This is a genomic window from Arenibaculum pallidiluteum (assembly GCF_017355985.1).
Taxonomy (GTDB): domain Bacteria; phylum Pseudomonadota; class Alphaproteobacteria; order Azospirillales; family Azospirillaceae; genus Arenibaculum; species Arenibaculum pallidiluteum.
Window position 1 is genome coordinate 122071 of sequence record NZ_JAFIQU010000008.1, and the last position, 22031, is coordinate 144101.

17 protein-coding genes are annotated in these 22031 nt (G+C 69.8%); 9 read left to right on the plus strand and 8 right to left on the minus strand.

Features of this window, described 5'->3' with window-relative positions:
• The first annotated feature begins 58 nt into the window (after positions 1-58).
• Entirely contained in the window at positions 59-1651 is a 1593-nt protein-coding gene (locus JUB13_RS17550) for a bifunctional metallophosphatase/5'-nucleotidase (protein WP_207481270.1), read from the plus strand.
• Here the strand turns inward: JUB13_RS17550 and JUB13_RS17555 are convergent.
• The gene (locus tag JUB13_RS17555; protein WP_207481272.1) at positions 1635-1844 is read right to left on the minus strand and encodes a hypothetical protein; all 210 of its coding nucleotides are present in this window, start codon (positions 1842-1844) and stop codon (positions 1635-1637) included. The two genes, JUB13_RS17550 and JUB13_RS17555, sit on opposite strands and share 17 nt — an antisense overlap.
• A 311-nt stretch (positions 1845-2155) precedes the next feature.
• Between JUB13_RS17555 and JUB13_RS17560 the strand changes: the two genes are divergently transcribed.
• The 4 genes from JUB13_RS17560 (at position 2156) to JUB13_RS17575 (ending at position 7546) form a co-directional block, all read left to right on the plus strand.
• Positions 2156-3580, plus strand: coding sequence for a DHA2 family efflux MFS transporter permease subunit (locus JUB13_RS17560; protein ID WP_236025026.1), 1425 nt, complete (start codon positions 2156-2158; stop codon positions 3578-3580).
• 101 nt (positions 3581-3681) lie between these two features.
• Positions 3682-4965, plus strand: coding sequence for a cystathionine gamma-synthase family protein (locus JUB13_RS17565; protein ID WP_207481276.1), 1284 nt, complete (start codon positions 3682-3684; stop codon positions 4963-4965).
• A gap of 164 nt (positions 4966-5129) precedes the next feature.
• A complete protein-coding gene (locus JUB13_RS17570) occupies positions 5130-6605 on the plus strand; it encodes an MDR family MFS transporter (protein ID WP_207481277.1) in 1476 nt (491 codons plus the stop codon).
• Positions 6602-7546, plus strand: coding sequence for a DMT family transporter (locus tag JUB13_RS17575; protein ID WP_207481279.1), 945 nt, complete (start codon positions 6602-6604; stop codon positions 7544-7546). Before JUB13_RS17570 ends, JUB13_RS17575 begins: the two co-directional genes overlap by 4 nt.
• 17 nt (positions 7547-7563) lie before the next feature.
• Here the strand turns inward: JUB13_RS17575 and JUB13_RS17580 are convergent, their stop codons facing one another.
• The 3 genes from JUB13_RS17580 to JUB13_RS17590 form a co-directional block, all read right to left on the minus strand.
• On the minus strand, positions 7564-8172 hold the full coding sequence (locus tag JUB13_RS17580; protein WP_207481281.1) for a GDSL-type esterase/lipase family protein: 609 nt from the start codon (positions 8170-8172) through the stop codon (positions 7564-7566).
• A 121-nt stretch (positions 8173-8293) separates the two neighbouring features.
• On the minus strand, positions 8294-9388 hold the full coding sequence (locus JUB13_RS17585) for a porin (RefSeq protein ID WP_207481283.1): 1095 nt from the start codon (positions 9386-9388) through the stop codon (positions 8294-8296).
• A 338-nt stretch (positions 9389-9726) separates the two neighbouring features.
• Positions 9727-10428, minus strand: a complete 702-nt coding sequence (locus tag JUB13_RS17590; RefSeq protein WP_207481285.1) for a hypothetical protein — start codon at positions 10426-10428, stop codon at positions 9727-9729.
• Positions 10429-10742: 314 nt separating this feature from the next.
• On the opposite strand from JUB13_RS17590, the gene JUB13_RS32080 reads away from it, so the two are divergent.
• A complete protein-coding gene (locus JUB13_RS32080) occupies positions 10743-11357 on the plus strand; it encodes a cold-shock protein (RefSeq protein WP_207481287.1) in 615 nt (204 codons plus the stop codon).
• An 88-nt stretch (positions 11358-11445) separates the two neighbouring features.
• Positions 11446-12393, plus strand: a complete 948-nt coding sequence (locus JUB13_RS17600; RefSeq protein ID WP_207481289.1) for a DMT family transporter — start codon at positions 11446-11448, stop codon at positions 12391-12393.
• Between the two features lie 57 nt (positions 12394-12450).
• On the opposite strand, the gene JUB13_RS17605 is transcribed toward JUB13_RS17600, so the two are convergent.
• Complete coding sequence (locus JUB13_RS17605) at positions 12451-14895, minus strand: transketolase-like TK C-terminal-containing protein (protein WP_207481291.1); 2445 nt, start codon at positions 14893-14895, stop codon at positions 12451-12453.
• A gap of 126 nt (positions 14896-15021) precedes the next feature.
• Between JUB13_RS17605 and JUB13_RS17610 the strand changes: the two genes are divergently transcribed.
• Complete coding sequence (locus JUB13_RS17610; protein WP_207481293.1) at positions 15022-15504, plus strand: Lrp/AsnC family transcriptional regulator; 483 nt, start codon at positions 15022-15024, stop codon at positions 15502-15504.
• Between the two features lie 60 nt (positions 15505-15564).
• Here the strand turns inward: JUB13_RS17610 and JUB13_RS31835 are convergent, their stop codons facing one another.
• Positions 15565-17436, minus strand: a complete 1872-nt coding sequence (locus tag JUB13_RS31835) for an Ig-like domain-containing protein (protein WP_207481295.1) — start codon at positions 17434-17436, stop codon at positions 15565-15567.
• 135 nt (positions 17437-17571) lie between these two features.
• Positions 17572-18336 carry a tellurite resistance TerB family protein gene (locus JUB13_RS17620; RefSeq protein ID WP_207481296.1) on the minus strand — a complete coding sequence of 255 codons (765 nt, stop codon included), beginning with the start codon at positions 18334-18336 and terminating at the stop codon, positions 17572-17574.
• A 163-nt stretch (positions 18337-18499) separates the two neighbouring features.
• Here JUB13_RS17620 and JUB13_RS17625 point away from each other — a divergent pair, with 163 nt between their 5' ends.
• Positions 18500-20134, plus strand: a complete 1635-nt coding sequence (locus JUB13_RS17625) for a fumarate hydratase (RefSeq protein WP_207481298.1) — start codon at positions 18500-18502, stop codon at positions 20132-20134.
• 99 nt (positions 20135-20233) lie between these two features.
• Here JUB13_RS17625 and JUB13_RS17630 read toward each other — a convergent pair whose 3' ends face one another.
• On the minus strand, positions 20234-22000 hold the full coding sequence (locus tag JUB13_RS17630) for a monovalent cation:proton antiporter-2 (CPA2) family protein (protein ID WP_207481300.1): 1767 nt from the start codon (positions 21998-22000) through the stop codon (positions 20234-20236).
• Positions 22001-22031: the final 31 nt, after the last annotated feature.

The window sequence follows — 22031 nt, forward strand, 5'->3', positions numbered from 1 at the left end:
GGGCCCAGGCCCGGACACCCCCTGGGGGCGGCCCCTCGAACAGGAAGCCGGACCGCCCATGACCCCGCTGAAGTCCCTGCCGATCCTGGCTCTTCTCGCCGGCCTGCCCGCGACGGCCTCGGCCGAGACGACGCTGCGGATCCTGCACGTGAACGACGTGCATGCGCGCTACGACGAGACGACCTCCCAGGGATCCTTCTGCACGGACAAGGACCGGGCCGAAAACAAATGCCTGGGCGGGGCCGCCCGGCTCCAGACCAAGCTGCGCGAGCTGCGCACTCCGGACTCGCTGTTCCTCGATGCCGGCGACCAGTATCAGGGCACGCTCTACTACACCTTCTACAAGTCGGGCGCGGTGCAGACGATCCTGTCCATGCTGAAGCCGGATGCGCAGACGCTGGGCAACCATGAGTTCGACGATGGGCCCGGCGGCCTTGCGCCCTATCTCGACTACGCGCCCTGGCCGGTGCTGAGCGCCAACCTGGATACCAGGCGCGAGCCGAAGCTCCGCGGCAAGTACAAGCCCTGGACGATCATCGACCGGCCTGACGGCCGGATCGGCGTCGTGGGCCTCACCACCGTCGACACCCCGATCACCTCGACCCCGGGCCCCACGGTGAGCTTCGCGCCCGAGGCCGAGGCGCTGCAGAAGGCTGTGGACACGCTGCGCGCCCGCGGCGTGAAGCGAATCATCGCGTTGACCCATGTCGGTTACGGCGAGGACCTGAAGCTTGCCGCACAGGTGGATGGCGTCGACGTCTTCGTCGGCGGGCACAGCCACACGCTGCTGGAGACCGGCAACGCCAAGGCGGGCGGCCCCTACCCCACCGTGGTGAAGTCGCCCTCGGGCGCGCCGTCGCTCGTCGTCCAGGCCGCCGCCTACAGCCTGTATCTCGGCCAGATCGACGTCACCTTCGACGATGCCGGGGTGCCGGTCCGCTGGGAGGGAAAGCCGATCCTGCTGTCCCCCGGGATCGCCAAGGACCCGGAGGTCGCCAGCAAGGTGGAGGAGCTGAGCGTGCCGCTCGCCCAGCTCCGCAGGCAGCCCGTGGGCGAGGCAACCGTCGAGCTCCAGGCCGCCGCCTGCCGCGCAACCGAGTGCAACATCGGCAACCTGGTCGCCGACGCGCTGCTCTGGGGCGCCAGCAGCCGCGGGGCGCAGGTCGCCATCATGAACGGCGGCGGCATCCGTACCAGCATTCCAGCAGGCCAGGTCACCATGGGACAGGTGATCGAGGTTCTGCCCTTCTCCAACACGCTTGCGACGGTGGAGCTCAGCGGGGCCGACCTGCTGAAGGCGCTCGAGCTGGGCGTCAGCCGCGCCCATGACCCCAACGCGTCGGGTACCGGCCGCTTCCCGCAGGTAGCGGGAATGCGCTTCGCATTCGACGCGGCGAAGCCCGAGGGCGGCCGCATCAGCTCGGTCGAGATCCGCACGTCCGGCGGCTATGCCCCCCTCGATCCCAGCGCCACCTACAAGGTCGCGACCAACAACTTCATGCGCACGGGCGGCGACGGCTACGCCGTCTTCGCGGCGGGCCGCAACGCCTACGACTACGGCCCGAACATCGAGATGGTGGTCGCCGACTACATCAAGGCCCACGGACCGGTCGCGCCCGCTATCGAGGGAAGGATCACGCGCCGGAACTGACGCGGAGCTGGCGAGGGGGCGGGCCGGCGCGCAAGGGCGCCCCGCCCCGCCGTGGCATGGCGTGGATGGCGGCGCGCAGGGTGCGGATCGTCCGCGCGAGCTGTGCACGCTCTCCGGCCGTCTCGGGACCGGATAGGCCGCGCAGATCCTGGATCGCGTCGCGGCATCTCGCTGCGATGTCGGTGAAGTCCATGGCTGCCTACAAGTGCAATCAATGGCTGGAGCCTAGCCGTCTTCCGCCGAACAGTGGTTGCAATCTTCGGTCGCGTTCCTGTCGGGACAGCGAAAAGATGTTCCGCTGCCTGTTTGCGCATCGGCGCAGCCCGTAGATCGGGCGTTGCCGAGAACCGACCGCCTGCCCATACGCCTTCCGCCGGGCACCCAAGACCAATGCGCAGTCCTCCCGCGGCGCCGTCGGGCGCATGATCGGCCGCCCTGACGCTTCGCATGGCGTGCGGCCAGGCGCGTTCCGCCCGGACGAGTTCCGCCCAGACGAGTTCTGCTTTGAGATCCGCCGAGAAGCCGCTGCTGGTCCCCTATATCATCGCGGCGGCGCTGTTCATGGAGCAGCTCGATTCCACGATCATCGGGACGGCGCTGCCGACCATCGCCGAGGCGCTGCACGCCAGCCCGCTCCATCTCAGTGGCGCGATCACGGCATACCTTCTGAGCCTGTCCGTCTTCATCCCGCTGAGCGGATGGATGGCGGACCGGTACGGAGCCCGGCGCGTGTTCATGGCCGCCATCGTGATCTTCACCCTGGGCTCGGCCCTGTGCGGCCAAGCTGGCAGCCTGGTCGAGCTCATCGCGGCGCGTGCCGTGCAGGGCATCGGCGGGGCGATGATGTCGCCGGTCGGTCGGATCGTGCTGATCCGCTCGACGCCGCGCAGCGGCCTCGTGCGCGCCATGGCCTTCGTGACGCTGCCGGCGCTGATGGGGCCGGTGCTCGGCCCGCCGCTGGGCGGCTTCATCGCGACCTATGCCTCGTGGCGCTGGATCTTCTACCTGAACCTGCCGATCGGCCTCGCCGGCCTCGCACTCGCCTATGCCTTCGTCCCCGACGACCGCACCGAGGATCCGCCTCCCTTCGACCTGATGGGTTGGATTCTCAGCGGCCTCGGCCTCGCCCTGGTGGTCCTCTCGGTGGAGACCGTCGGGCGCGGGCTGATGCCGCCCGCGGCGACGGCCGCGATCGCGGCGCTCGGCCTGGGGCTGCTGCTTCTCTATGTCAGGCATGCCGGGCGGGTCACGCGGCCGATCCTGCCCGTCGACCTGTTCCGGATCCCGAGCTACCGCGTCGCCATCCTGGGCGGGGCGGTGTACCGCGTCGGCATCGGCGCGATTCCGCTCCTGCTTCCGCTGATGCTGCAGCTCGGCTTCGGCCTGTCGCCGCTGGATTCCGGACTGCTGACCCTGGCCAGCGCGGTCGGCGCGCTGTCCATGAAGGCGACCGCCCCGTCGATCCTTCGCCGCTTCGGCTTCCGTCCGGTGCTGGTCGGGAACGCCGTGCTGAGCGGGCTGCTGATCATGGCCTACGGCCTGCTGCGCCCCGATACACCACCCGCCGCGATCTTCGTCCTGTTGCTGGTCAGCGGCTTCTTCCGCTCGCTGCAGTTCACCAGCGTGAACACCCTTGCCTTCGCGGACATCCCCGACCGGCGCGTCAGCCAGGCCAGCAGCCTGTCGAGCACGGCCCAGCAGCTCTTCCTGACGCTGGGCGTGGGGCTGGGCGCCGCGCTGGTCCAGCTCGTGATGATCGGGCGCGGCGGCAGCGTCCCCGAGGCGCAGGATTTCGCGATCGCCTTCGCGGCCATCGGCCTCGTGGCACTGTCCTCGGTGCTGGTGTTCCGCACTCTGCCACCCGGCGCGGGCGACGCGGTCAGCGGCTATCGGAGCCCCGCGCCGCTGCAGCCCGACGCCTCGGACTGAGGCCGAGGGCCGTGGACGCGCGGGGGCCCGCCCGCTAAACCACGGCCATGTGCACGGCGGGACACGCTGGTAAGCCGAGCCGAACAAGGAGGAACACACCCATGACGGACACCTACCACAAGGACCGGATCGGCGCGCACCAGCTTCACCCCGAGACGCTGATGCTGGGCTACGGCTTCGATCCCGCGCTCTCCGAAGGCGCGGTAAAGCCGCCGATCTTCCTGACTTCGACCTTCGTCTTCCGCTCGGCCGAGGAGGGGCGCGACTTCTTCGATTACACGGCGGGCCGGCGCGAGCCGCCGCCCGGCGCCGAGGCGGGCCTGGTCTACTCGCGGTTCAACCACCCCAACAGCGAGATCGTGGAGGACCGCCTTGCGGTCTACGAAGGCGCCGAGATGGGGGCGATCTTCTCCAGCGGCATGTCGGCCATCGCGACCACGCTGATGGCCTATGCGCGGCCGGGCGACGTGATCCTGCACTCGCAGCCGCTCTACGGCGGGACCGAGACGCTGGTCGCCAAGACGCTCGCGCCGTTCGGCATCGGATCCGAGGGCTTCTCCGACGGCGTGGACGGCGGCGCCGTCCGCGCCGCGGCCGAGGCCGCCATGGCCCGTGGCCGCGTCCCCGTGATCCTGGTCGAGACGCCGTCCAACCCGCTGAACAGCCTGGTCGACCTGCCGCTGGTCCGCGCCGTCGCCGACGAGATCGCGCAGCGCCAGGGGCACCGGCCGCTCGTCGTCTGCGACAACACGCTGCTGGGCCCGATCTTCCAAAAGCCGCTGCGCCATGGCACCGATCTCGTCGTCTATTCCCTCACCAAATACGTGGGAGGGCACAGCGACCTGGTGGCAGGGGCGGTGCTCGGCGCCCGGGAGCTGGTACGCCCCGTGAAGCTCCTGCGCGGCGCCATCGGGACGCAGCTCGACCCGCACTCGGCCTGGATGATCGGCCGCTCGCTCGAGACGCTGTCCCTGCGCATGCAGGCCGCCTGCCGGAACGCCGAGGCGGTGACCCGGTTCCTGGCCGGCCACACGCGGGTGGGCCATGTCTACTACCCGGCGCTGCTGGCGGCCGGCAGCCCGCAGCGCGCGGTGTTCGAGCGCCAGTGCACGGCTGCCGGGACGACCTTCTCCTTCGACATCGCCGGCGGCGAGGCCGAGGCGTTCCGGTTCCTGAACGCGCTGCGGATCTTCAAGCTCGCGGTCAGCCTGGGCGGGACCGAATCCCTGGTCTGCCATCCGTCGACGACGGTCCATTCGGGGGTCCCGCGCGAGACCCGGGAGCGCATCGGCATCACCGACGCCACCATCCGCATGTCCATCGGCATCGAGCATGCCGACGACCTCATCGCGGACCTGACCCAGGCGCTGGAGGCGGCCGGCTGACCGCCGCATGCCGACGAGGCCGGCGGGCATGGGGGGTGCAGACCTGCCATGCCCGCCGGCCGCGGAGCGCCGGCCAGTGCGCGCTTGATGGCTGCGACGAACCGTCCTAGGGCTTCTTCGGGCCCGAGCCCGCCGGCCCGCCGAATTCTCAGGCTCCCTATCCGATGCCCCCCAGCCAAGCCGACATCAAGACGATCCTGACCGGCGCACTGCTTGCCCTGTTCCTGGCCGCGCTCGAGCAGACGATCGTCGCCACCGCCCTGCCGACCATAGCGGCCGATCTCGGCGGCTTCGACCTGATCTCCTGGGTCGTCACGGCCTATCTGCTGAGCTCGGTCTGCGCGACGCCGATCTTCGGCAAGCTCAGCGACGTCTACGGCCGGAGGCCCGTGCTGGCGACGAGCCTGCTGGTCTTCCTCGCGGGCTCCGTCCTCTGCGCCCTGGCGCCCACCATGCTGACGCTGATCCTGGCGCGCGGGCTCCAGGGGATCGGCGGCGGCGGGCTGATCACCCTCGCCCAGACCGTGATCGGCGACGTCGTCCCCCCGCGCGAGCGCGGCCGCTACGCGGCGTTCTTCTCGGGCGTCTGGGCGGTGGCGGGGCTGTTGGGCCCCTCGGTCGGGGGCGTCCTGGCCGAGCATGTCGGCTGGGAGTGGATCTTCTGGCTCAACGTGCCCCTGGCGATGCTGGCCTTGGCGATCTGCGACCGGGCTCTGCGCCGCCTACCTTCGAACCGGCGCCGGGCCCACATCGACTATGCGGCGATCCTGCTGCTCTCGGCCGGGACGGTGGCGCTGCTTCTCCTGCTCTCGCTCGCGGGGAAGGATTTTCCCTGGCTGTCGCCGGCATCGCTGGGCTTGGCCCTGGCCGCCACGGGCTTCGCCGTCCTGTTCGCGATCAAGCAGCGCTTCTCGGCCGAGCCGATCCTGCCGCCCCGCTTCGTCACGCATCCGGTGATCGGGCCGGTTCTGTCCTCGCTCTTCCTGGTCTTCGGCAGCTATCTCGCGGTCGCCGTTCTGGCGCCGGTCTACCTCCAGATGGCGCTGGGCGTTCCCGTCAGCGAGTCCGGGCTGCTGATGATCCCGCTGATGGTGTCGACGACCCTGGGCGCCGGGTTCGCCGGCCGCAGCACAAAGACCACGGGGCGCTACAAGCTTCCGGCCCTGATCGGCCTGCCGGTAGCCGTCCTGGCGCTGATCGTGCTCGGCTTCGAGGCGCAGGCCGTGACGCCCTGGGCGGCATCGGCGCTGCTGATGGTCGCCGGGCTTGGCATGGGGCCGATCTTTCCGTGCAGCATGGTGGCCGCGCAGAACGCGGTCGAGGGGCGGGACCTCGGCACGGTCAGCGGGACGATCAGCTTCTCCCGCGCCCTGGGCGGCGCGGTCCTGATCGCCGCGGCGTCGGCCCTGGTGCTCGGCCTCTACGCCGGTGCCATGCCAGGGTCGGGTGCAGCGACGCTCGAGGAGCTCGCGCGGGCGACGCCTTCGGCCGAGGCCAGGGCCGCCATCGGCTCGGCATTCGCGGTCCTGTTCTGGGCCGTCGCGGCGATCCTGGTCGCGGGCCTTGCCCTGTTCGCCCGTGTCGAGGAACGGCCGCTGCGCCAGCACGCGGGCATCGCCGCTCCGAGCGTCCCCGAATGACCGCGGAGCCGCGCGGCCGGGACGCCATCCGCGCGGCCAATCAGCCGGCAACCGAGCTCGACCTGGCCGCCGCGGTGGCGATGACCGTGCTGTGCCTGTGCTGGGGCCTGCAGCAGGTCGCGGTCAAGGCGGCCCTGGCGGGAATGCCGCCGATCCTGCAATGCGGTCTGCGCTCGGCGCTGGCGGCGGCGCTCGTCTGGGGCTGGGCGACCTGGCGCGGCGTACCGATCTTCGCACGCGACGGCACCCTGCTGCCGGGTCTCCTTGCCGGCGCGCTGTTCGCCGCCGAATTCGGCCTGATCTATGTCGGCCTCGGCCACACGACGGCATCCCGTGGCGTCCTGTTCATCTATACGGCGCCCTTCATGGTGGCGATCGGCGCCCATGTGCTGATTCCCGGAGAAAGGCTGGGCGCGATCCAGGTGCTTGGCCTGGTCTGCGCCTTCGCGGGCGTGGCGCTGGCCTTCGGGGATGCCCTCCGGCTTCCCACCGCACGCGAGCTGGCGGGCGATGCCATGCTTCTCGTCGCCGCGGCGTTCTGGGCGGCGACGACGCTGCTGATCAAGACCACGCGCCTGGTGCGCGCCCCGGCCGAGAAGGTCCTGCTGTACCAGCTCGCGGTCTCCGCGCTGACGCTCACGCCGCTCTCCCCTCTCCTGGGCGAGGCCGCAGCCGGCCCGCTCGATGCGACGGTGCTGGTGGCCTTCGCCTTCCAGACGCTGGTGGTGGCCTTCGCGAGCTATCTCGCCTGGTTCCGGCTGGTCGCGAAGTATCCCGCGGGCCGCCTTTCAGCCTTCTCGTTCCTGACGCCGCTCTTCGGCGTGCTTGCGGGGGCGCTGCTTCTGGGCGAGCGGGTCTCGGCCTTTCTCGTCCTGTCGCTGGTCCTCGTCTGCGCCGGGATCTTCCTGGTCAACCGACGCCAGCCCGCGCGGCGCGGCTGAAGGCGGAGGCGCCGGCCTCAGCGCTCGGTCGCCGAGGCCGCCATCCAGTCGCGCAAGGCAGCCCAGCTGCCGACCAGCTCCGCCAGCGCCGCGTATCCCTTGGCGCCGGGATGGCTGCCGTCGCCCGCGGCGGCCTCGTCCCTCCATGGCGCGCATGCCCGCATCGCGTCGAAGACCGCGAGATAGGGAACGTCCAGCCGCGCGCAGAGGGGACCGAGTTCGCGGGATAGGATGCCGATGCGCGGGTCGGTCCCGGCGTCGCCCACGGGCAGCGGCCCAAGCATCAGCGTCGGCCGCCAGGCGCGTGCCGCGGCCAGGATCGCCCCTGCATTCGCCAGTGAGACGGACAGCGGCAGCCGCGCCGCGCCGTCGTCGCCAGCCGCGCAGTCGTTCGCGCCAAAAGAAAAGACCAGCCGTCCGTCCTGGTCCGCCGGGAGCCGGGCCTCCGCCTCGCGGCGCCAGCGCAGGGCGATATCCGCGCTGGTGTCGCGCCGGACGCCGAGATTGTAGAGCGTGACGTCGCAGCCTGCGGCACGCATCGCGGCGCCGATCCGGCCGACCCAGCCCAAGCAGGCGTCGTCGCCCGTCCCGTTCACGAAGCTGTCGCCGATGAAGCAGATGCGCATACAGCGACAATGAGCCCGGGCGCGGACAGGAACAACCTCGGCTCGGCGGGGCAATGAAAGGGGCAAAGAAAAAGGGGGCCGGCGAAGCCGGCCCCCTGACCCGATGAGCGATCCTCGGCGATCAGAACAGCAGGTTCGTGCGCAGCATGACGACGGTCGCGTCGTTGCCCGTCCCGCCGAAGGCGTTGTCGGAGTCGAGCAGATAGACGTCCGCCTGCAGCGCGAGGCCCGGGGCAACGCTGTAGGTGCCGCCGATCGCCCACATGCTGTCGTCGCCGATCGTGCCGTCCGCCGACTCCGAGTTGGTCCGGCCGTACGAGACGCCGAGAGCGAAGGGCCCGGCGTCATAGGACACGCCGGCGTTCCAGCCCTTGTTCTCGAGGTCCGCGATGTCCAGGAGCGACTCCAGGGTGCGGTTGTTGTCGAAGTAGGTGCCGCCCACGATGAAGCCGGCATAGCCGACCGCGGCGCTGACGTTCCAGCTCTTGTAGCTGTCGAGGGCGACGCTGGTCTCGTCGGCGAAGGCGTAGCCGCCACCGAGGTCGACCGTGAAGCCGCCGAACTCGCCCTTGTAGTTGGCCGCGAGCTCGACCCGGTCCTGATAGGCGGTCGCCGTGTTCAGGCGGCGGGCCAGGCTGTTGTTGTCGCCGATCTGCCCCACGCTCGGGGTGTAGCTGACGCCGGCCTGCACGCCGACGAGGCGCGGCGTGTAGTAGGTGACCTTGGTCGAGCGGTCGAAGTAGGCGGCGGGAACGTACTGGAAGAGACCGAAGTCCGACCACTTGCCCCAGTCACCGTCGAGCTGCCCGATGCCGACTGCCGGAGCGAAGCCCGACAGCTTGGTGACCGCGCCCCACTCGTCGCCCATCTCGACGCGGCCGAAGGCGCTCTCGACATAGACGTACTTGCGCTCGGCGTAGAAGTTCTCGCCGTTGGTCGCGCTCGGCGTCGAGCTCGCGCCGTGGTTGGAGCCGCTGTTGCGCAGGCGGATGAAGGCGCCGTAGGTCAGGCCGTTGTCGGTCTTGCCCTCGACCGAGATCGGGAAGCGCACTTCCTGCACGAAGTTGACGTCCTTGGCATTGCTCAGGTCGTCGTCGATCCAGGCAGCGTCGAACCGGATGTCGCCGCCGAACTTCACGGTAACCTGCGCAGCCGCACCCTGCGCCATCACCGCCGTACCCAGCAGGGCCGCAGTGCCGAGGAGGATTTTCTTCATTGTTCGGTCCCTAGGTTGGAAGCCCAAAACCCCTCTTGGTCGAGCCGACCAAGTCGCTCACGGGGGAGGACCGTATCCTCTTTTTTGCAATTGTAAGAGTCGGCGCGCGGCTTTCGCGGCAAAGTTGGGCAGCCGTGTGGCGATCCAGCCACATGTGCGGCAACCAAGGTATTAGGGCGATTATTGAGTCCCACCGGGCAGGGACTATTCCTTGGGCAATTGCCTACAGGTTTGACCAAGAAAACGGCGTTCGAGGACTGACCCGAAAACAGAACGGCCCGGCGCTCGCGCACCGGGCCGTCGATCATGGACGCGGCGCGCGGGCGCCGCGCGCCGACTCAGTTGGACGAGGCCACCTGCTTCTTGCCGGCCGGGGCCTTCTTGGCCTTGGAGGCCACCTTCTTCTCGGCATCGGCCTTGGCCTTCGCCTCGGCAGCGAGCTTGCGGGCAGCCTCGGCCTCGGCCAGCACGACCTGCTGGCGCGCGCACAGCGCCGGCGCCACGACGGCGCTGTACGCCTCGAGCTCCGCGCGGGTCGCCTTCTTCAGCCGCTCGAACCACTCGCGCCGAGGCTCGCAGAAGGCGGCCTGGTTGAACCCGCCGGCGCTGAGCGCCAGCGCGTTCGCGACGCGCGTCTGCTCGCTGTCGAAGCGGCGGATGCCGTCCTGACCCTTGCCGAAGGAGGCCGCCACGGCGCGCGTCGCGCCGGCCAGCACTTCGGAGTTCTGGCCGGCCATGGCGCGGTACTCGGCATAGGCGTTGGGATTGCCGAAATAGGCGCCGCAGTTCAGCGAGGTCACCATCATCTCGACCTGCAGGCCGACCGTCGCCCAGTGCCGGCCGCTCTCGCCCGTGCACGAGGTCGGCGTCGCATTGAAGGCGGCCACGTGGAAGCTGCTGGGCGGCTCCGTCAGCAGGTCCTTGACCGGAGCGGGAGGCGGCTCGGCCGCCGCGGCCGAGGGCGGCGGCTCGTTCTTGGACGTGCAGCCGACGAGCACGGCGGCGGCGAGGGCCGTAACGATCACGACGGACTTGTTCATGGGCCTGGCATGCAAATTGGGGTTAGGCGCCCAGACTTAACCATTTCCCGCATCAGCTTTCCAGTGACATCCGATCGCGAAGGCGTCAGGATCCCTGAAGCGGACCGGGAACCGCCGAGTCGTTTTCCGATCCAAGGAAAACGGATCGAATCGGACTGCTTCTCCTGCACCTAGGGCATAGGCCACGGCCCTTCCGCTAGGCGATTATGGGGAAAAACGTCTCTTTACCGTGTTCCTGGCCCATCGGGCGTTTGCCAACGGGCCCCGCTACCCTTAACCTACGACACCCGTGATAGAATAAAGCAGTGTTTCCCATGCGCTTCGACAAGCCCCGCCGCCCGTTCGACGAGCCTCGCCGCGATTTCGACCGGCCGCGCCGTTCCTTCGATCAGCCCACCCCCATCGCCAGCAACGTGAAGGCCACGGTCAAGTGGTTCAATGCGACGAAGGGCTTCGGCTTCGTGCAACCTGAGGACGGCTCCGCCGACGCCTTCCTCCACGCCTCGACGCTGGCTTTCCTGGGCCACCAGGATCTGCCCGAAGGCGCAACCCTCACGGTCGATCTCGTCCAGGGCCAGAAGGGTCCGCAGGTCGGCGCCGTGCATGACGTGGACCTGACGACGGCGACCCCGTCCTCGGGCCGCGGCGGCTTCGGCGGCGGCGCTCCGCGGGCCGGCGGCTTCTCGCGCGGCGGCTTCGGCGACCGCGACCAGGGCCCGACCGAGCCTGTCGAAGGCACGGTGAAGTGGTTCAATCCCGACAAGGGTTTCGGGTTCATTGCGCCCGACACCGGCGGGAAGGACATCTTCGTCCATATGACGGCCCTTCAGCGCTCCGGCCTCGCCACGCTCGCCGAAGGCGCGCCGGTGCGCGCCCAGGTGCGCCAGGGCAACAAGGGTCCGGAAGCCGCCAGCATCGAGCTGATCTGACGGCAGGCCTTTCCCGCCGCCTCCGGGCGGCGGGAATCCCTTCGGGCGACGGTGACGTTCGCCCGCGTAGTTTCTCGTTGGCCGTGCCTTGACCGATCGGAACGTTCCCGCCGTGGTGGCGTGGATGGGCGGCGCCCTTGTGGCGTTCTCAGCCACGGCCGTCGCGGTGCGCGAGTTGTCCCGGACCATCGGGGTGTTCGACATCCTGTCGCTGCGGTATGGGATCGCCCTCGTGCTGCTGACGGGCATCGCGCTGTCGCGGCCCGGCCTCCGCGCGGCGCTGGCGCCACGCCGCCCTGCCCTGCATGCGGTCCGCAACCTCATCCATTTCGCGGGCACATACGCCTGGTCGCTGGGCGTCACGCTCCTGCCTCTCGCGACCGTCTTCGCGCTGGAGTTCACCACGCCCGCCTGGGTCGCGGTGCTGGCGCCGCTGGTGCTGGGCGAGCGGCTGACATCCGGCCGGATCGCCGCGGTCGTGCTGGGGATCGCGGGAGTCCTGGTGATCCTGCGCCCGGGTGCCGAGACGATCCAGCCTGCGGCGCTGGTCGTCCTGGGCGGCGCGATCGCCTTCGCCGGCGCGAGCGTCACCACCAAGTCGCTGACGCGCATCCAAGGGACCTTCACGATCCTGTTCTGGATGAACCTGATCCAGTTTCCGCTGGCCCTGCTGGGCAGCGATCCCGCGCGCTGGTCCGGGCTGGGGCCCGAGCATGCCGGCGCGCTCGCGGGCATCACGCTCGGTGGCCTCGCCTCCCACTGGTGCCTGACCAATGCATACCGCCACGGCGACGCGCTGACGGTCGTGCCGCTGGACTTCCTGAGGATCCCGCTGATCGCGCTCGCGGGGTGGCAGTTCTACGGCGAGCCGCTCGACCCGCTGGTCTTCGCGGGGGCCGGCCTGATCATCGCGGGCATCCTGTGGAACCTGCGCTCCGAAGGGCGCAGGTCGCCCTCCCGGACCCCGCTTGCCCGGGCCCCGCTTGCGCGCACCGACGCTGCCCCGGTCCCGGCGGCGGGCGAAACCCAGCCCTAGCCTCAGCGGGTCGGAAGCGGCCCGGGGTTCAGGGCGAACCTCAAGCCGCTTCGGGGCTCAGCCAATCCCGGCGCTGCGCAGGTGGCGCACCGGCCGGCCGGGCGAGATGGCCTGGGCTGCAAGCGCGATCCCCTGCGCGTCGATGCCGTAGTGGCGGTACAGGTCGGCGATGGTGCCGGTCTGGCCGAAATGCTCGACACCCAGCGCGCGCGTCCGGTGGCCAAGCACGGAGCCCAGCCATCCCAGCGTCGCCGGATGGCCGTCCACGACCGTGACCAGGGCGCAGTGGGAGGGCACGCCGTCGAGCAGGCGCTCGATATGGGACCTAGCATGCACGAGCCCGCGCTCGCGCGCCCGCTGGGCGGCACTCCACCCGGCCTGGAGCCGGTCCGCCGAGGTCACGGCGAGCAGGCCGACATCGCGGCGATCCTCGCCCAGCAGCCCCACGGCCTCGACCGCCTCCGGCGCGACCGCGCCGGTATAGGCGACCACCACCTGGGCGTTGGGGCCCGGGCGCCGCATCCAGTAGGCGCCATCGATGATGTCCTGCCGGAGCTCGGGATCGATGCTGCGCCCGGGCTGCTCCAGCGCACGGGAGGACAGGCGCAGGTAGACCGAGCCGCCCGTCTCGTCGCGCAGCCAGCTCCGCTCGTCGGGCTGCCCCTCGCCGTCGCGCTGCATGTAGTCGAAGGCCCAGCGCATGATCACGGAAAGCTCGTCCACGAAGGCGGGCTCGAAATAGGCCAGCCCGTCCTGGGCCATGCCGACCAGCGGCGTCCCGATGGACTGGTGGGCGCCGCCCTCCGGCGCCAGCGTCACCCCCGAGGGCGTCGCGATCACCATGAAGCGCGCATCCTGGTAGCAGGCATAGTTCAGCGCGTCGGCCCCACGATAGATGAAGGGGTCGTAGAGGGTTCCGACCGGCAGCAGCCGCTCGCCGAATAGCGAGTGTGACAGGCCCAGCGCAGAGAGCAGGATGAAGAGGTTGGACTCGGCGATGCCGAGCTCGAAATGCTGGCCCTGGGGCGAGAACTCCCAGCTGTAGGTCGAAGGGATGCGCTCGCGCTTGAACAGGTCGGCCATGGCCTCCTTGGCGAAGAGCCCGCGGCGGTTGACCCAGGCCCCGAGATTTGTCGAGACGGTGACGTCCGGAGCGGTCGAGACGATCCGCTCGGCCAGCGGGCTCCGCTCGCGTCCGATCTCGTTCAGGATCTGGCCAAAGCCCGCCTGCGTCGACAGCACGCGTCCCGACGGCACCGGCAGCGCGTCCGGCACCGGCACGACGGGCGCCGCGTAGCGCCGGTGCCCCTTGGCCGCGAAGGGAACGCGGTCCAGGAAGCCGCGCAACGTGGCCTCGGGCAGGGCCAGCCCCTCGAAGGGGTCCCATTCATGCCCGGGGCGGACACCCTGGGCGGCCCGGTAGCCGTCCATCTGCTGCGGCGTCAGCAGGCCGGAGTGGTTGTCCTTGTGGCCGGCCAGCGGCAGGCCGAACCCCTTGATGGTGTAGGCAATGAAGCAGACAGGGCGGTTATGGCGGCGCGCCTGGGCGAAGGCGTCCAGAATCGAGGGCAGGTCGTGCCCGCCGAGATTCCCCATCAGCCGCGCGAGTTCCTCGTCCGATCGCCGCTCGATCAGGGCCGTGACCGGCCCCTGGTCGCCGAGATCGTCCAGCAGGCGCCTGCGCCATGCCGCCCCGCCCTGGAAGGTCAGCGCCGAATAGAGCTGGTTGGGGCAGGTGTCGATCCAGGTCCTCAGCCGCTCGCCGCCGGGCTCACGGAAGGCCTCCTGCATGAGCTCGCCGTATTTCAGGATCACCACGTCCCAGCCGAAGGCGCGGAAGATGCTCTCAAGCCGCTCCCACAGCCCCTCGCGGATCACGGCGTCCAGGCTCTGCCGGTTGTAGTCGACGATCCACCACGTGTTGCGCAGTCCGTGCTTCCAGCCCTCGAGCAGCGCCTCGAAGATGTTGCCCTCGTCCATCTCGGCGTCGCCCACCAGCGACACCATGCGCCCCTCGGGCAGCTCGGGCGCCCATCCCTTGGCCTTCAGGTAGTCCTGCACGAGCGAGGCGAAGAGCGTCTGGGCGACACCGAGCCCGACCGAGCCGGTGGAGAAATCGACGTCGTCCACGTCCTTCGTCCGCGACGGGTAGGACTGCGCGCCCTTGTACGAGCGGAACGCCTCGAGCTTCTCGCGGCTCTGCCTGCCCAGCAGGTACTGGATGGCGTGGAAGACGGGGCTGGCATGCGGCTTCACCGCCACCCTGTCCTCGGGCCGCAGCACCCACAGGTAGAGCGCCGTCATGATCGTCGCCATGGAGGCCGAGGAGGCCTGGTGGCCACCGACCTTCAGCCCGTCCAGGTTCGGCCGGACGTGGTTCGCGTTGTGGATCGTCCACGAGGCGAGCCAGAGGATCTTGCGCTCGAGCTCCCGGAGGCAGGCCAGGTCGTCCGCGGAAGGGGCGGTGGGGAGATCGGCGGACCGGGGGGGCACGGCGTCCATGGCATCTTCCTGTCGGGTTTTCAGGCGCAGATTAGCACCCCCGCCGCGACAGGTGTTTGCGAAGCCGTGCGCAATGCGTCACTCTTTTGGAAGAGAATTTCACTATTCCGATGGAGACGGCATCGGATGCCAAAATTCAGAATCGACCGGATCGACAGGAAGATCCTCGATGCGCTCCAGCGCGATGGCCGCATGGCCAACAACGATCTCGCCGCTGAGGTCGGCCTTTCGCCCTCGCCCTGCCTGCGGCGCGTGAAGGCGCTGGAGGATGCGGGCGTGATCCGCACCTACGTGGCCCTGGTGGACCCGGCGGCTGTGAACCTGCCCGTGAACGTGTTCGTGAACGTGACGCTGGAACGGCAGGTGGAGGACCGGCTGGACGCCTTCGAGGCGGCCGTGATGGAACGGCCGGAGGTCCTGGAGTGCTACCTGATGACTGGCGAGGCCGACTACCTGCTGCGGGTCGTCGTGCCGGATCTGCCGACCTACGAGCGCTTCCTGAAGGAATACCTGACGCGGATCCCGGGCATCGCCAGCATCCGGTCGAGCTTCGCCCTGAAGCAGGTGCGCTACGACACCGCCCTGCCCCTTCATCACTGCGAGACCTGAGAGGAACACCGGCGCCCCGTCGGGCGCCGGCCGTTCCTTTCCCTGATGCCCTGAGGCGGCTCAGAGGATGATGTCGGAGGCCTGGAGGCCCGTGACGCCCTGGACCTCGATCTGGAAGTCGGCGACCTTGTCGCCGTTCACGTCACCCTCGACCAGCACGCCGCCGTCGGTGCCGGCGACATGGAGCTGGCCTGCCTTGTCCGTGAAGGCGCCCGTGCCGAGGAACGAGAACGCCTGGTTGCCGCTGGCCTTGGTGCTGGCATCCATGCCCGACAGGTCGATCTTGTCGCCCTCGGCCCTGACGAAGTCGAGGATCACGTCGCGGTGATCGGCACCGCGGCCGCTCTGGCTGGCGATGGACAGCACGAAGCGGTCGGCCCCGGACCCGCCGGCCAGGTAGTCCTTGCCGCCGTCGCCGACCAGGGCGTCGTTCCCCTTGCCGCCGAACAGGACGTCGTCGCCGCTGCCGCCCGAGAGTCGGTCGTTGCCCGCACCGCCATAGAGGCGGTCGTTGCCCCAGTTGCCCTGGAGCGTGTTGGCGGCCTCGTTGCCGACGATCACGTTGTCGCCGCCGTTACCTGTGCCGGAATAGCTGCCGGTGCCCGTCAGCACCAGGTTCGTCTGGCTGGACGTCAACGTGTAGCTGGCGGCCTTGGACACCGCGCCGCCGATCTGGGTGGCGGTCGGCACGGCATCGCGCGCGGCGAAGTCGAACTCGCCGGAGGCCGGGGGCTCGACGGGATCGGGCGCGGGCGGCGGGACGGGCGTGGGGGCGGCGCCGACGGTCACCTTGACGACCGCCGTATCGGTGGCGCCCTTCGCGTCCTTCACGGTGTAGCCGAAGCTGTCCGTCCCGGCGAAGCCGCTATCGGCGGTGTAGGTCAGGGTCCCGTCCCCGTTCATCACGACGGTGCCATGGGCGGGCTTCACCACGGAGGCCAGCGACAGCACGTCGCCGTCGGCATCGTGGTCGTTGGCGAGCACCGCGATCTTCACGGCGGCCGTGCCGATGGTCGCGCCGACGTCGTCATTGGCGACCGGCGCGGCATTGCCCGGCATCGGGGTGGGCGTGGTGACGAGCTTGTGCGGCCCGGAGACGGTGGTGGTGATCTGGGGATCGTTCATGGCGTTCCCGGACACCAGGGCCGTCGCCGTGGTGGCGTTCTTGATCGCCACCGTGCCCGCGAGATCCGATGTGAAGGTGTTGCCCTCGACCGTCAGGCTGTTGGTGGCGCGCGGCGCCTCCATCCCGAAGGCGATCATCACGTTGTTGTCGGCGCCCGCCCCCTTGTGGAGCACGTTGTTACGCACGATGCCGTTGCCGCCGTTCGGCATGTCGATGAGGTAGCTCGACGTGCCCGTGCCACCGTCGGTCAGTTGGTTGCCCTCGATCAGCGTGTTCGCAGCGCGGCTCTTGATCTGGTGACCGATCCGGGTGTCGTGGAAGTAGCTTCCCGTCACCGTGAGCTGGTCGATCTTGTTCACGTAGATGCCGTGGGTGTAGCCGTCGCCATAGCCGTTGCGGGCGAACTCGGAACCCTCGATGGTGATGCGGCCGGCGGCGTTGTCGCCCGCCAGGATCCCGTTCTCGTTGTCGTGGAAATAGCTGTTGCGGATGGTCAGGTTGCCGGCCTCGTGCCGGATCCCGGCGCCGTTCTGGTCCGAAACCTTCGCGCCCGCGAACTCGACGTTGTCGATCGTCACGTCGGCGCGGGTGACCAGGATCGCCTTTCCGTTGGGAATGTTGCCGGTGGACTGAAGCACGGCCTTTCCGCCGACGCCGACGATGGTGAGCGGCTTGGTGATGCTCGACCAGTCGTTCACGTAGGTGCCCGCGCGCACATAGATCGTATCGCCCGCGGCGCTCGCGGCGATGGCGCTGGACAGGGTCTTGTAGGCGTCGTTGGGGCCGACCCAGATCGCGTTCGGCATCTCTCTCTCCGGTTGAGGAACTTTCGGAGAGGGACCCTAATTGCACCGGCGCGGCCGGCCCCGTGACGAAGCAGGTATATCGAAAATTTGTCCCACGGTCGGCGCAATACTATGCCGAACCCGCCGGACCGGACGTCAGGCCACGTGGCGCAGGGCCTCCGCGCGGTCCTCGGGAAGGCCCAGCCGGGCCGCCAGGAACTGCAGGTAGGACCGCTCGGCCGCCGAGTCCGCCTCGATCGCAAGGGTCGAGGCGAGATAGACCTGCTCGGCGGTCTCGGGCCCGTCGACCTGCGCCACGAGCTGGTCGATGGCGACGGGGCGGCGCAGCTCCTGCTCCAGCACCTGGTGCTCGTCGGGGCCGGCGCCGGCACGGTCGAGATGGTCGAGGATGCGGCGCCGCTCGCCCTCGTCGATGCGGCCGTCGGCATTGGCCGCGGCGACCATTGCACGGATCAGTAGAAGCGCCTTGGCGTCGCCGATCTGCGCCTCGGGATAGGCCGTAGGCTCCTTGGGCCCGCCGCCCAGCAGCGCGCCGAGCCTCTCGCCGAGCGAGGGGCCGCCGGCCTCCGCCGGCCGTTCCGCAGAGGGGCCCGTGGACGGGGTGGCAGCCCCCTGCGCAGGCTGGCTCGCGCGCTGCGCCTGGACGTCCTGGTAGGTCTTGTAGGCGAGATAGCCCAGCGCCGCGAGGCCGAGCGCCTTGCGGGAATCGCCCCCCGTGGCCGCCCGCGCCGCGCCGAGCCCGGCCGCCGCGCCGGCGATGCCGCCCAGCCCGCCGAGACCGCCCAGTACGCCCGCCCCCGAACCGCCGAAGGGCGCCCTTGCGAAGCCGCCACCGCGGTGGCTGCGGCCGGCCATCCCGGTCGCGAGCATGGAGCCGAGAAGACGCGTCAGATCCGCCATCGGATCCCTCCATCCGTTTCGTCGCTCAAGGACCCATGCAAACAGCGGCGCCGGGCCTTCGTCCCGTGCGCGGTCGCACCACATTGCGGCCGGCAGGGGCGCGTGTATAACTGCGCCCGAGCCGCCCCATGCCCCCTGCGGCCCAAGAAGAATGAGGACGAAGATGCCGGACGATTCCAGCCTCGGCCGTTCCGCGGCCAGCCTGTTCCCGCTGGGCAAGGACGAGACGACCTACCGCAAGCTGACCTCGGACTATGTCTCCACCGCCGTCTTCGAAGGCGAGGAGGTGCTGAAGGTCGATCCGGAGGGGCTACGCCTGCTGACCGAGCAGGCCTTCGTCGACATCAACCACCTGCTGCGCCCCGGCCACTTGGCCCAGCTCGCGGCGATCCTTGAGGACCCCGAGGCCTCGGCCAACGACCGCTTCGTCGCGCTCGACCTGCTCAAGAACGCGAACATCTCGGCTGGCGGCGTCCTGCCGATGTGCCAGGACACCGGCACCGCCATCGTGATGGGCAAGAAGGGCCGGCGCGTGTGGACGCGCGGCGGCGACGACGGCGCGATCGCGTCCGGCGCCCGGGATGCCTATCTGAAGCGGAACCTGCGCTACAGCCAGCTCGCGCCGGTCTCGATGTTCGAGGAGCGCAACACGCGCAACAACCTGCCGGCCCAGATCGAGATCTACGAGGAAGGCGAGGACGCCTACAAGTTCCTCTTCATGGCCAAGGGCGGCGGATCCGCGAACAAGACCTTCCTGTTCCAGGCGACCCCCTCGGTGCTCGCCCCCGACCGGCTGCTGAAGTTCCTCGAGGACAAGATCCGCTCGCTCGGCACCGCCGCCTGCCCGCCCTATCACCTTGCGGTGGTGATCGGCGGAACCAGCGCCGAGACGACCCTGAAGACGGTCAAGCTCGCCTCCGCGCGCTATCTCGATGCGCTGCCGACCGAGGGCTCCGAGCTCGGCCACGCCTTCCGCGACCTGGAGATGGAGCGCCAGATCCATGAGCTGACGCGGATCATGGGCATCGGCGCCCAGTTCGGCGGCAAGTATTTCTGCCACGACGTCCGCGTGGTACGCCTGCCCCGCCACGGCGCCAGCTTGCCCATCGGGATCGGCGTCTCCTGCTCGGCCGACCGGCAGGCGCTGGGCAAGATCACCCGGGACGGCATCTTCCTGGAGCAGCTCGAGACCGACCCGGCCCGCTTCCTGCCGGAGATCGGGAACGAACACCTGGCGGACGAGGTGGTCCGGATCGACCTGACGCGGCCTATGGACGAGATCCGGGCTACGCTGAGCCGCTATCCGATCCGCACGCGGGTCTCGCTGACCGGGCCGCTGATCGTCGCCCGCGACCTCGCGCATGCGAAGCTCCGGGCACGGCTCGAGGCCGGGCAGGGCCTGCCGGACTATTTCCGCAACCATCCGATCTATTATGCCGGCCCCGCCAAGACGCCCGACGGCTTCGCCTCGGGCTCCTTCGGACCTACGACCGCTGGGCGCATGGACAGCTTCGTCGACCAGTTCCAGGTGGCGGGCGGGTCCATGGTGATGCTCGCCAAGGGGAACCGCAGCGCGGAGGTCCGCGAGGCCTGCAAGCGCCACGGCGGCTTCTACCTAGGCTCCATCGGCGGCGCGGCCGCCCGGCTGGCCCAGGACTGCATCAGGAAGGTCGAGTGCGTCGAGTTCGCCGAGCTCGGCATGGAGGCCGTCTGGCGCATCGAGGTCGAGGACTTCCCGGCCTTCATCGTGATCGACGACAAGGGCAACGACTTCTTCCAGGAGCTGAAGCTCGGCTGAGACCCCCGTCGGGCCCCAAGGCCCGGCGCTCCGAAGCCCCGGCGCTCCAGGCTCGATGAGTTGGCGGCGTCCGGGGTTCGGGGCAATCCTCGAGTCGCCTCAGGGGCCCTGGCGCTCCCGGCGGTCGGCCTCGAAGAGGTCCATCAGCTCCTGGATCGCCTGGCGCGACGTCTGGATCATCTGCTTCTCGTCCTGATAGAAGGCGTGCTGCGCCTCCAGCGTGCGCTGGTCCAGGTCCAGGAAGGCCTGCATGGTCCGGTTGATGTCGGACTGCGGCACCCCCAGCTCGGCCAGGACCTTCTCTGTCAGCACGACGCTGGAATGCAGCGTCTCGCGCACGATCAGCCGGACGCCGAGATCCATCAGCAGGTGCGCGTGCCGCCGGTTGCGGGCGCGGGCCAGGATCACGAGGTGCGGGAACATGCGCCGCGCGACCTCCACCACCTTGAGCGAGGCCTCGACGTTGGAGAGCGCGACCACGAGAAGCCGCGCCTCCTCGGCGCCCGCGGCCCTCAGGATGTCCGGGCGCGAGGGATCGCCGAAATAGGCCGTGTTCCCGAACCGGCGGACGAGATCCACCTGCTCGCTGTCGATGTCGAGCGCCGTGTAGGGAATGCCGCGCAGGCTGAGGATGCGTCCGACGATCTGCCCGACCCTGCCGAAGCCGCAGATGATGACCGGGTTGCCGGTCTCCTCGATCTGGTCGTAGGCGCGCCTGGGGCGCCGGCTCAGCAGCGGCGCCAGCCAGCGCTCCTCGAACGCGAACAGCACCGGCGTCGTCAGCATCGAGAGGGTTATCACGAGCATCAGCAGGCTCGCATCGGCGCGGCCGAGGATCCCCTCGCTGGCCGCGGCCCCGAAGAGGACGAACCCGAACTCGCCACCCTGGGCCAGGACGACGCCCATGCGCGAGGCCGACAGCGCATCGTGGCCCATGGCCCGGGCCAGGCCGTGGACGACCAGCATCTTGATGCCAACCAGCCCCAGGACCATCGCTGCGACGGTCCAGGGATCCGCGATGAGGGCGCCGAGATCCGCGCCCATTCCGATGGAGACGAAGAAGAGCCCCAGCAGCAGGCCCTCGAACGGCTCGATATCGGCCTGGAGCTGGTGCCGGTACTCGGAATCCGCCAGCAGAACGCCGGCCATGAAGGCTCCCAGGGAGCTCGAGAGCCCCGCCGTGTAGAGCAGCGCCGCGGTGCCGACCGCCACAAGCAGGGCCGTGGCCGTGAAGATCTCGGGCGCCCTGGCGGCGGCCACCAGGCGGAAGATCGGGCGGATCAGGAAGCGGCCGCCGACCAGCACCGCGGCGACCGCGGCGAGGCCGATGCCGACGGCTCCCCAGGGATCGCGCGGCAGTGCCTCTCCGCCCACGAGCAGTGGCAGCAGCGCCACGGCCGGAATGATCGCGAGATCCTGGAACAGCAGGATCGAGAAGGAATCGCGCCCGGCCTGTGCCCGCACGATGCCCTTCTCGGACAGCATCGGCAGGACCATGGCCGTCGAGGACAGGGCCAGTCCGAAGCCGGACACGACGGCGGCCTCGGGCGGCAGTCCGACCATCCAGGCGGCAAGGCCGATCGCCGCTGCCGAGGCCACGACCTGCGCCCCGCCCAGCCCGAAGACGGACCGCCGCATCACCCAGAGGCGTGCCGGCCGCAGCTCGAGCCCGATCAGGAAGAGCAGAAGCGTCACGCCGAGTTCCGAGGCATGTGCGATCGCCTCCACGTCGCCCACCAGGCCGAGGCCCGCCGGCCCGATCGCCAGGCCGGCAGCGAGATAGCCAAGTACGCTGCCGAGGCCGAGGGCCCGCGCGATCGGCACCATCAGCACGGCTGCGGCGAGAAGGACGACGACGGTGAGCATGGAGGCGCGGGCCCCTTCGGAATGGACGGCC

Excerpts from the sequence above, each read along its gene's own strand:
- JUB13_RS17550 (WP_207481270.1), top strand. The coding sequence starts at position 59 with ATGACCCCGCTGAAGTCCCTGCCGATCCTGGCTCTTCTCGCCGGCCTG.
- JUB13_RS17555 (WP_207481272.1), bottom strand. The coding sequence starts at position 1,844 with ATGGACTTCACCGACATCGCAGCGAGATGCCGCGACGCGATCCAGGAT.
- JUB13_RS17565 (WP_207481276.1), top strand. The coding sequence starts at position 3,682 with ATGACGGACACCTACCACAAGGACCGGATCGGCGCGCACCAGCTTCAC.
- JUB13_RS17570 (WP_207481277.1), top strand. The coding sequence starts at position 5,130 with ATGCCCCCCAGCCAAGCCGACATCAAGACGATCCTGACCGGCGCACTG.
- JUB13_RS17575 (WP_207481279.1), top strand. The coding sequence starts at position 6,602 with ATGACCGCGGAGCCGCGCGGCCGGGACGCCATCCGCGCGGCCAATCAG.
- JUB13_RS17580 (WP_207481281.1), bottom strand. The coding sequence starts at position 8,172 with ATGCGCATCTGCTTCATCGGCGACAGCTTCGTGAACGGGACGGGCGAC.
- JUB13_RS17585 (WP_207481283.1), bottom strand. The coding sequence starts at position 9,388 with ATGAAGAAAATCCTCCTCGGCACTGCGGCCCTGCTGGGTACGGCGGTG.
- JUB13_RS17590 (WP_207481285.1), bottom strand. The coding sequence starts at position 10,428 with ATGAACAAGTCCGTCGTGATCGTTACGGCCCTCGCCGCCGCCGTGCTC.
- JUB13_RS32080 (WP_207481287.1), top strand. The coding sequence starts at position 10,743 with ATGCGCTTCGACAAGCCCCGCCGCCCGTTCGACGAGCCTCGCCGCGAT.
- JUB13_RS17605 (WP_207481291.1), bottom strand. The coding sequence starts at position 14,895 with ATGGACGCCGTGCCCCCCCGGTCCGCCGATCTCCCCACCGCCCCTTCC.
- JUB13_RS17610 (WP_207481293.1), top strand. The coding sequence starts at position 15,022 with ATGCCAAAATTCAGAATCGACCGGATCGACAGGAAGATCCTCGATGCG.
- JUB13_RS31835 (WP_207481295.1), bottom strand. The coding sequence starts at position 17,436 with ATGCCGAACGCGATCTGGGTCGGCCCCAACGACGCCTACAAGACCCTG.
- JUB13_RS17620 (WP_207481296.1), bottom strand. The coding sequence starts at position 18,336 with ATGGCGGATCTGACGCGTCTTCTCGGCTCCATGCTCGCGACCGGGATG.
- JUB13_RS17625 (WP_207481298.1), top strand. The coding sequence starts at position 18,500 with ATGCCGGACGATTCCAGCCTCGGCCGTTCCGCGGCCAGCCTGTTCCCG.
- JUB13_RS17630 (WP_207481300.1), bottom strand. The coding sequence starts at position 22,000 with ATGCTCACCGTCGTCGTCCTTCTCGCCGCAGCCGTGCTGATGGTGCCG.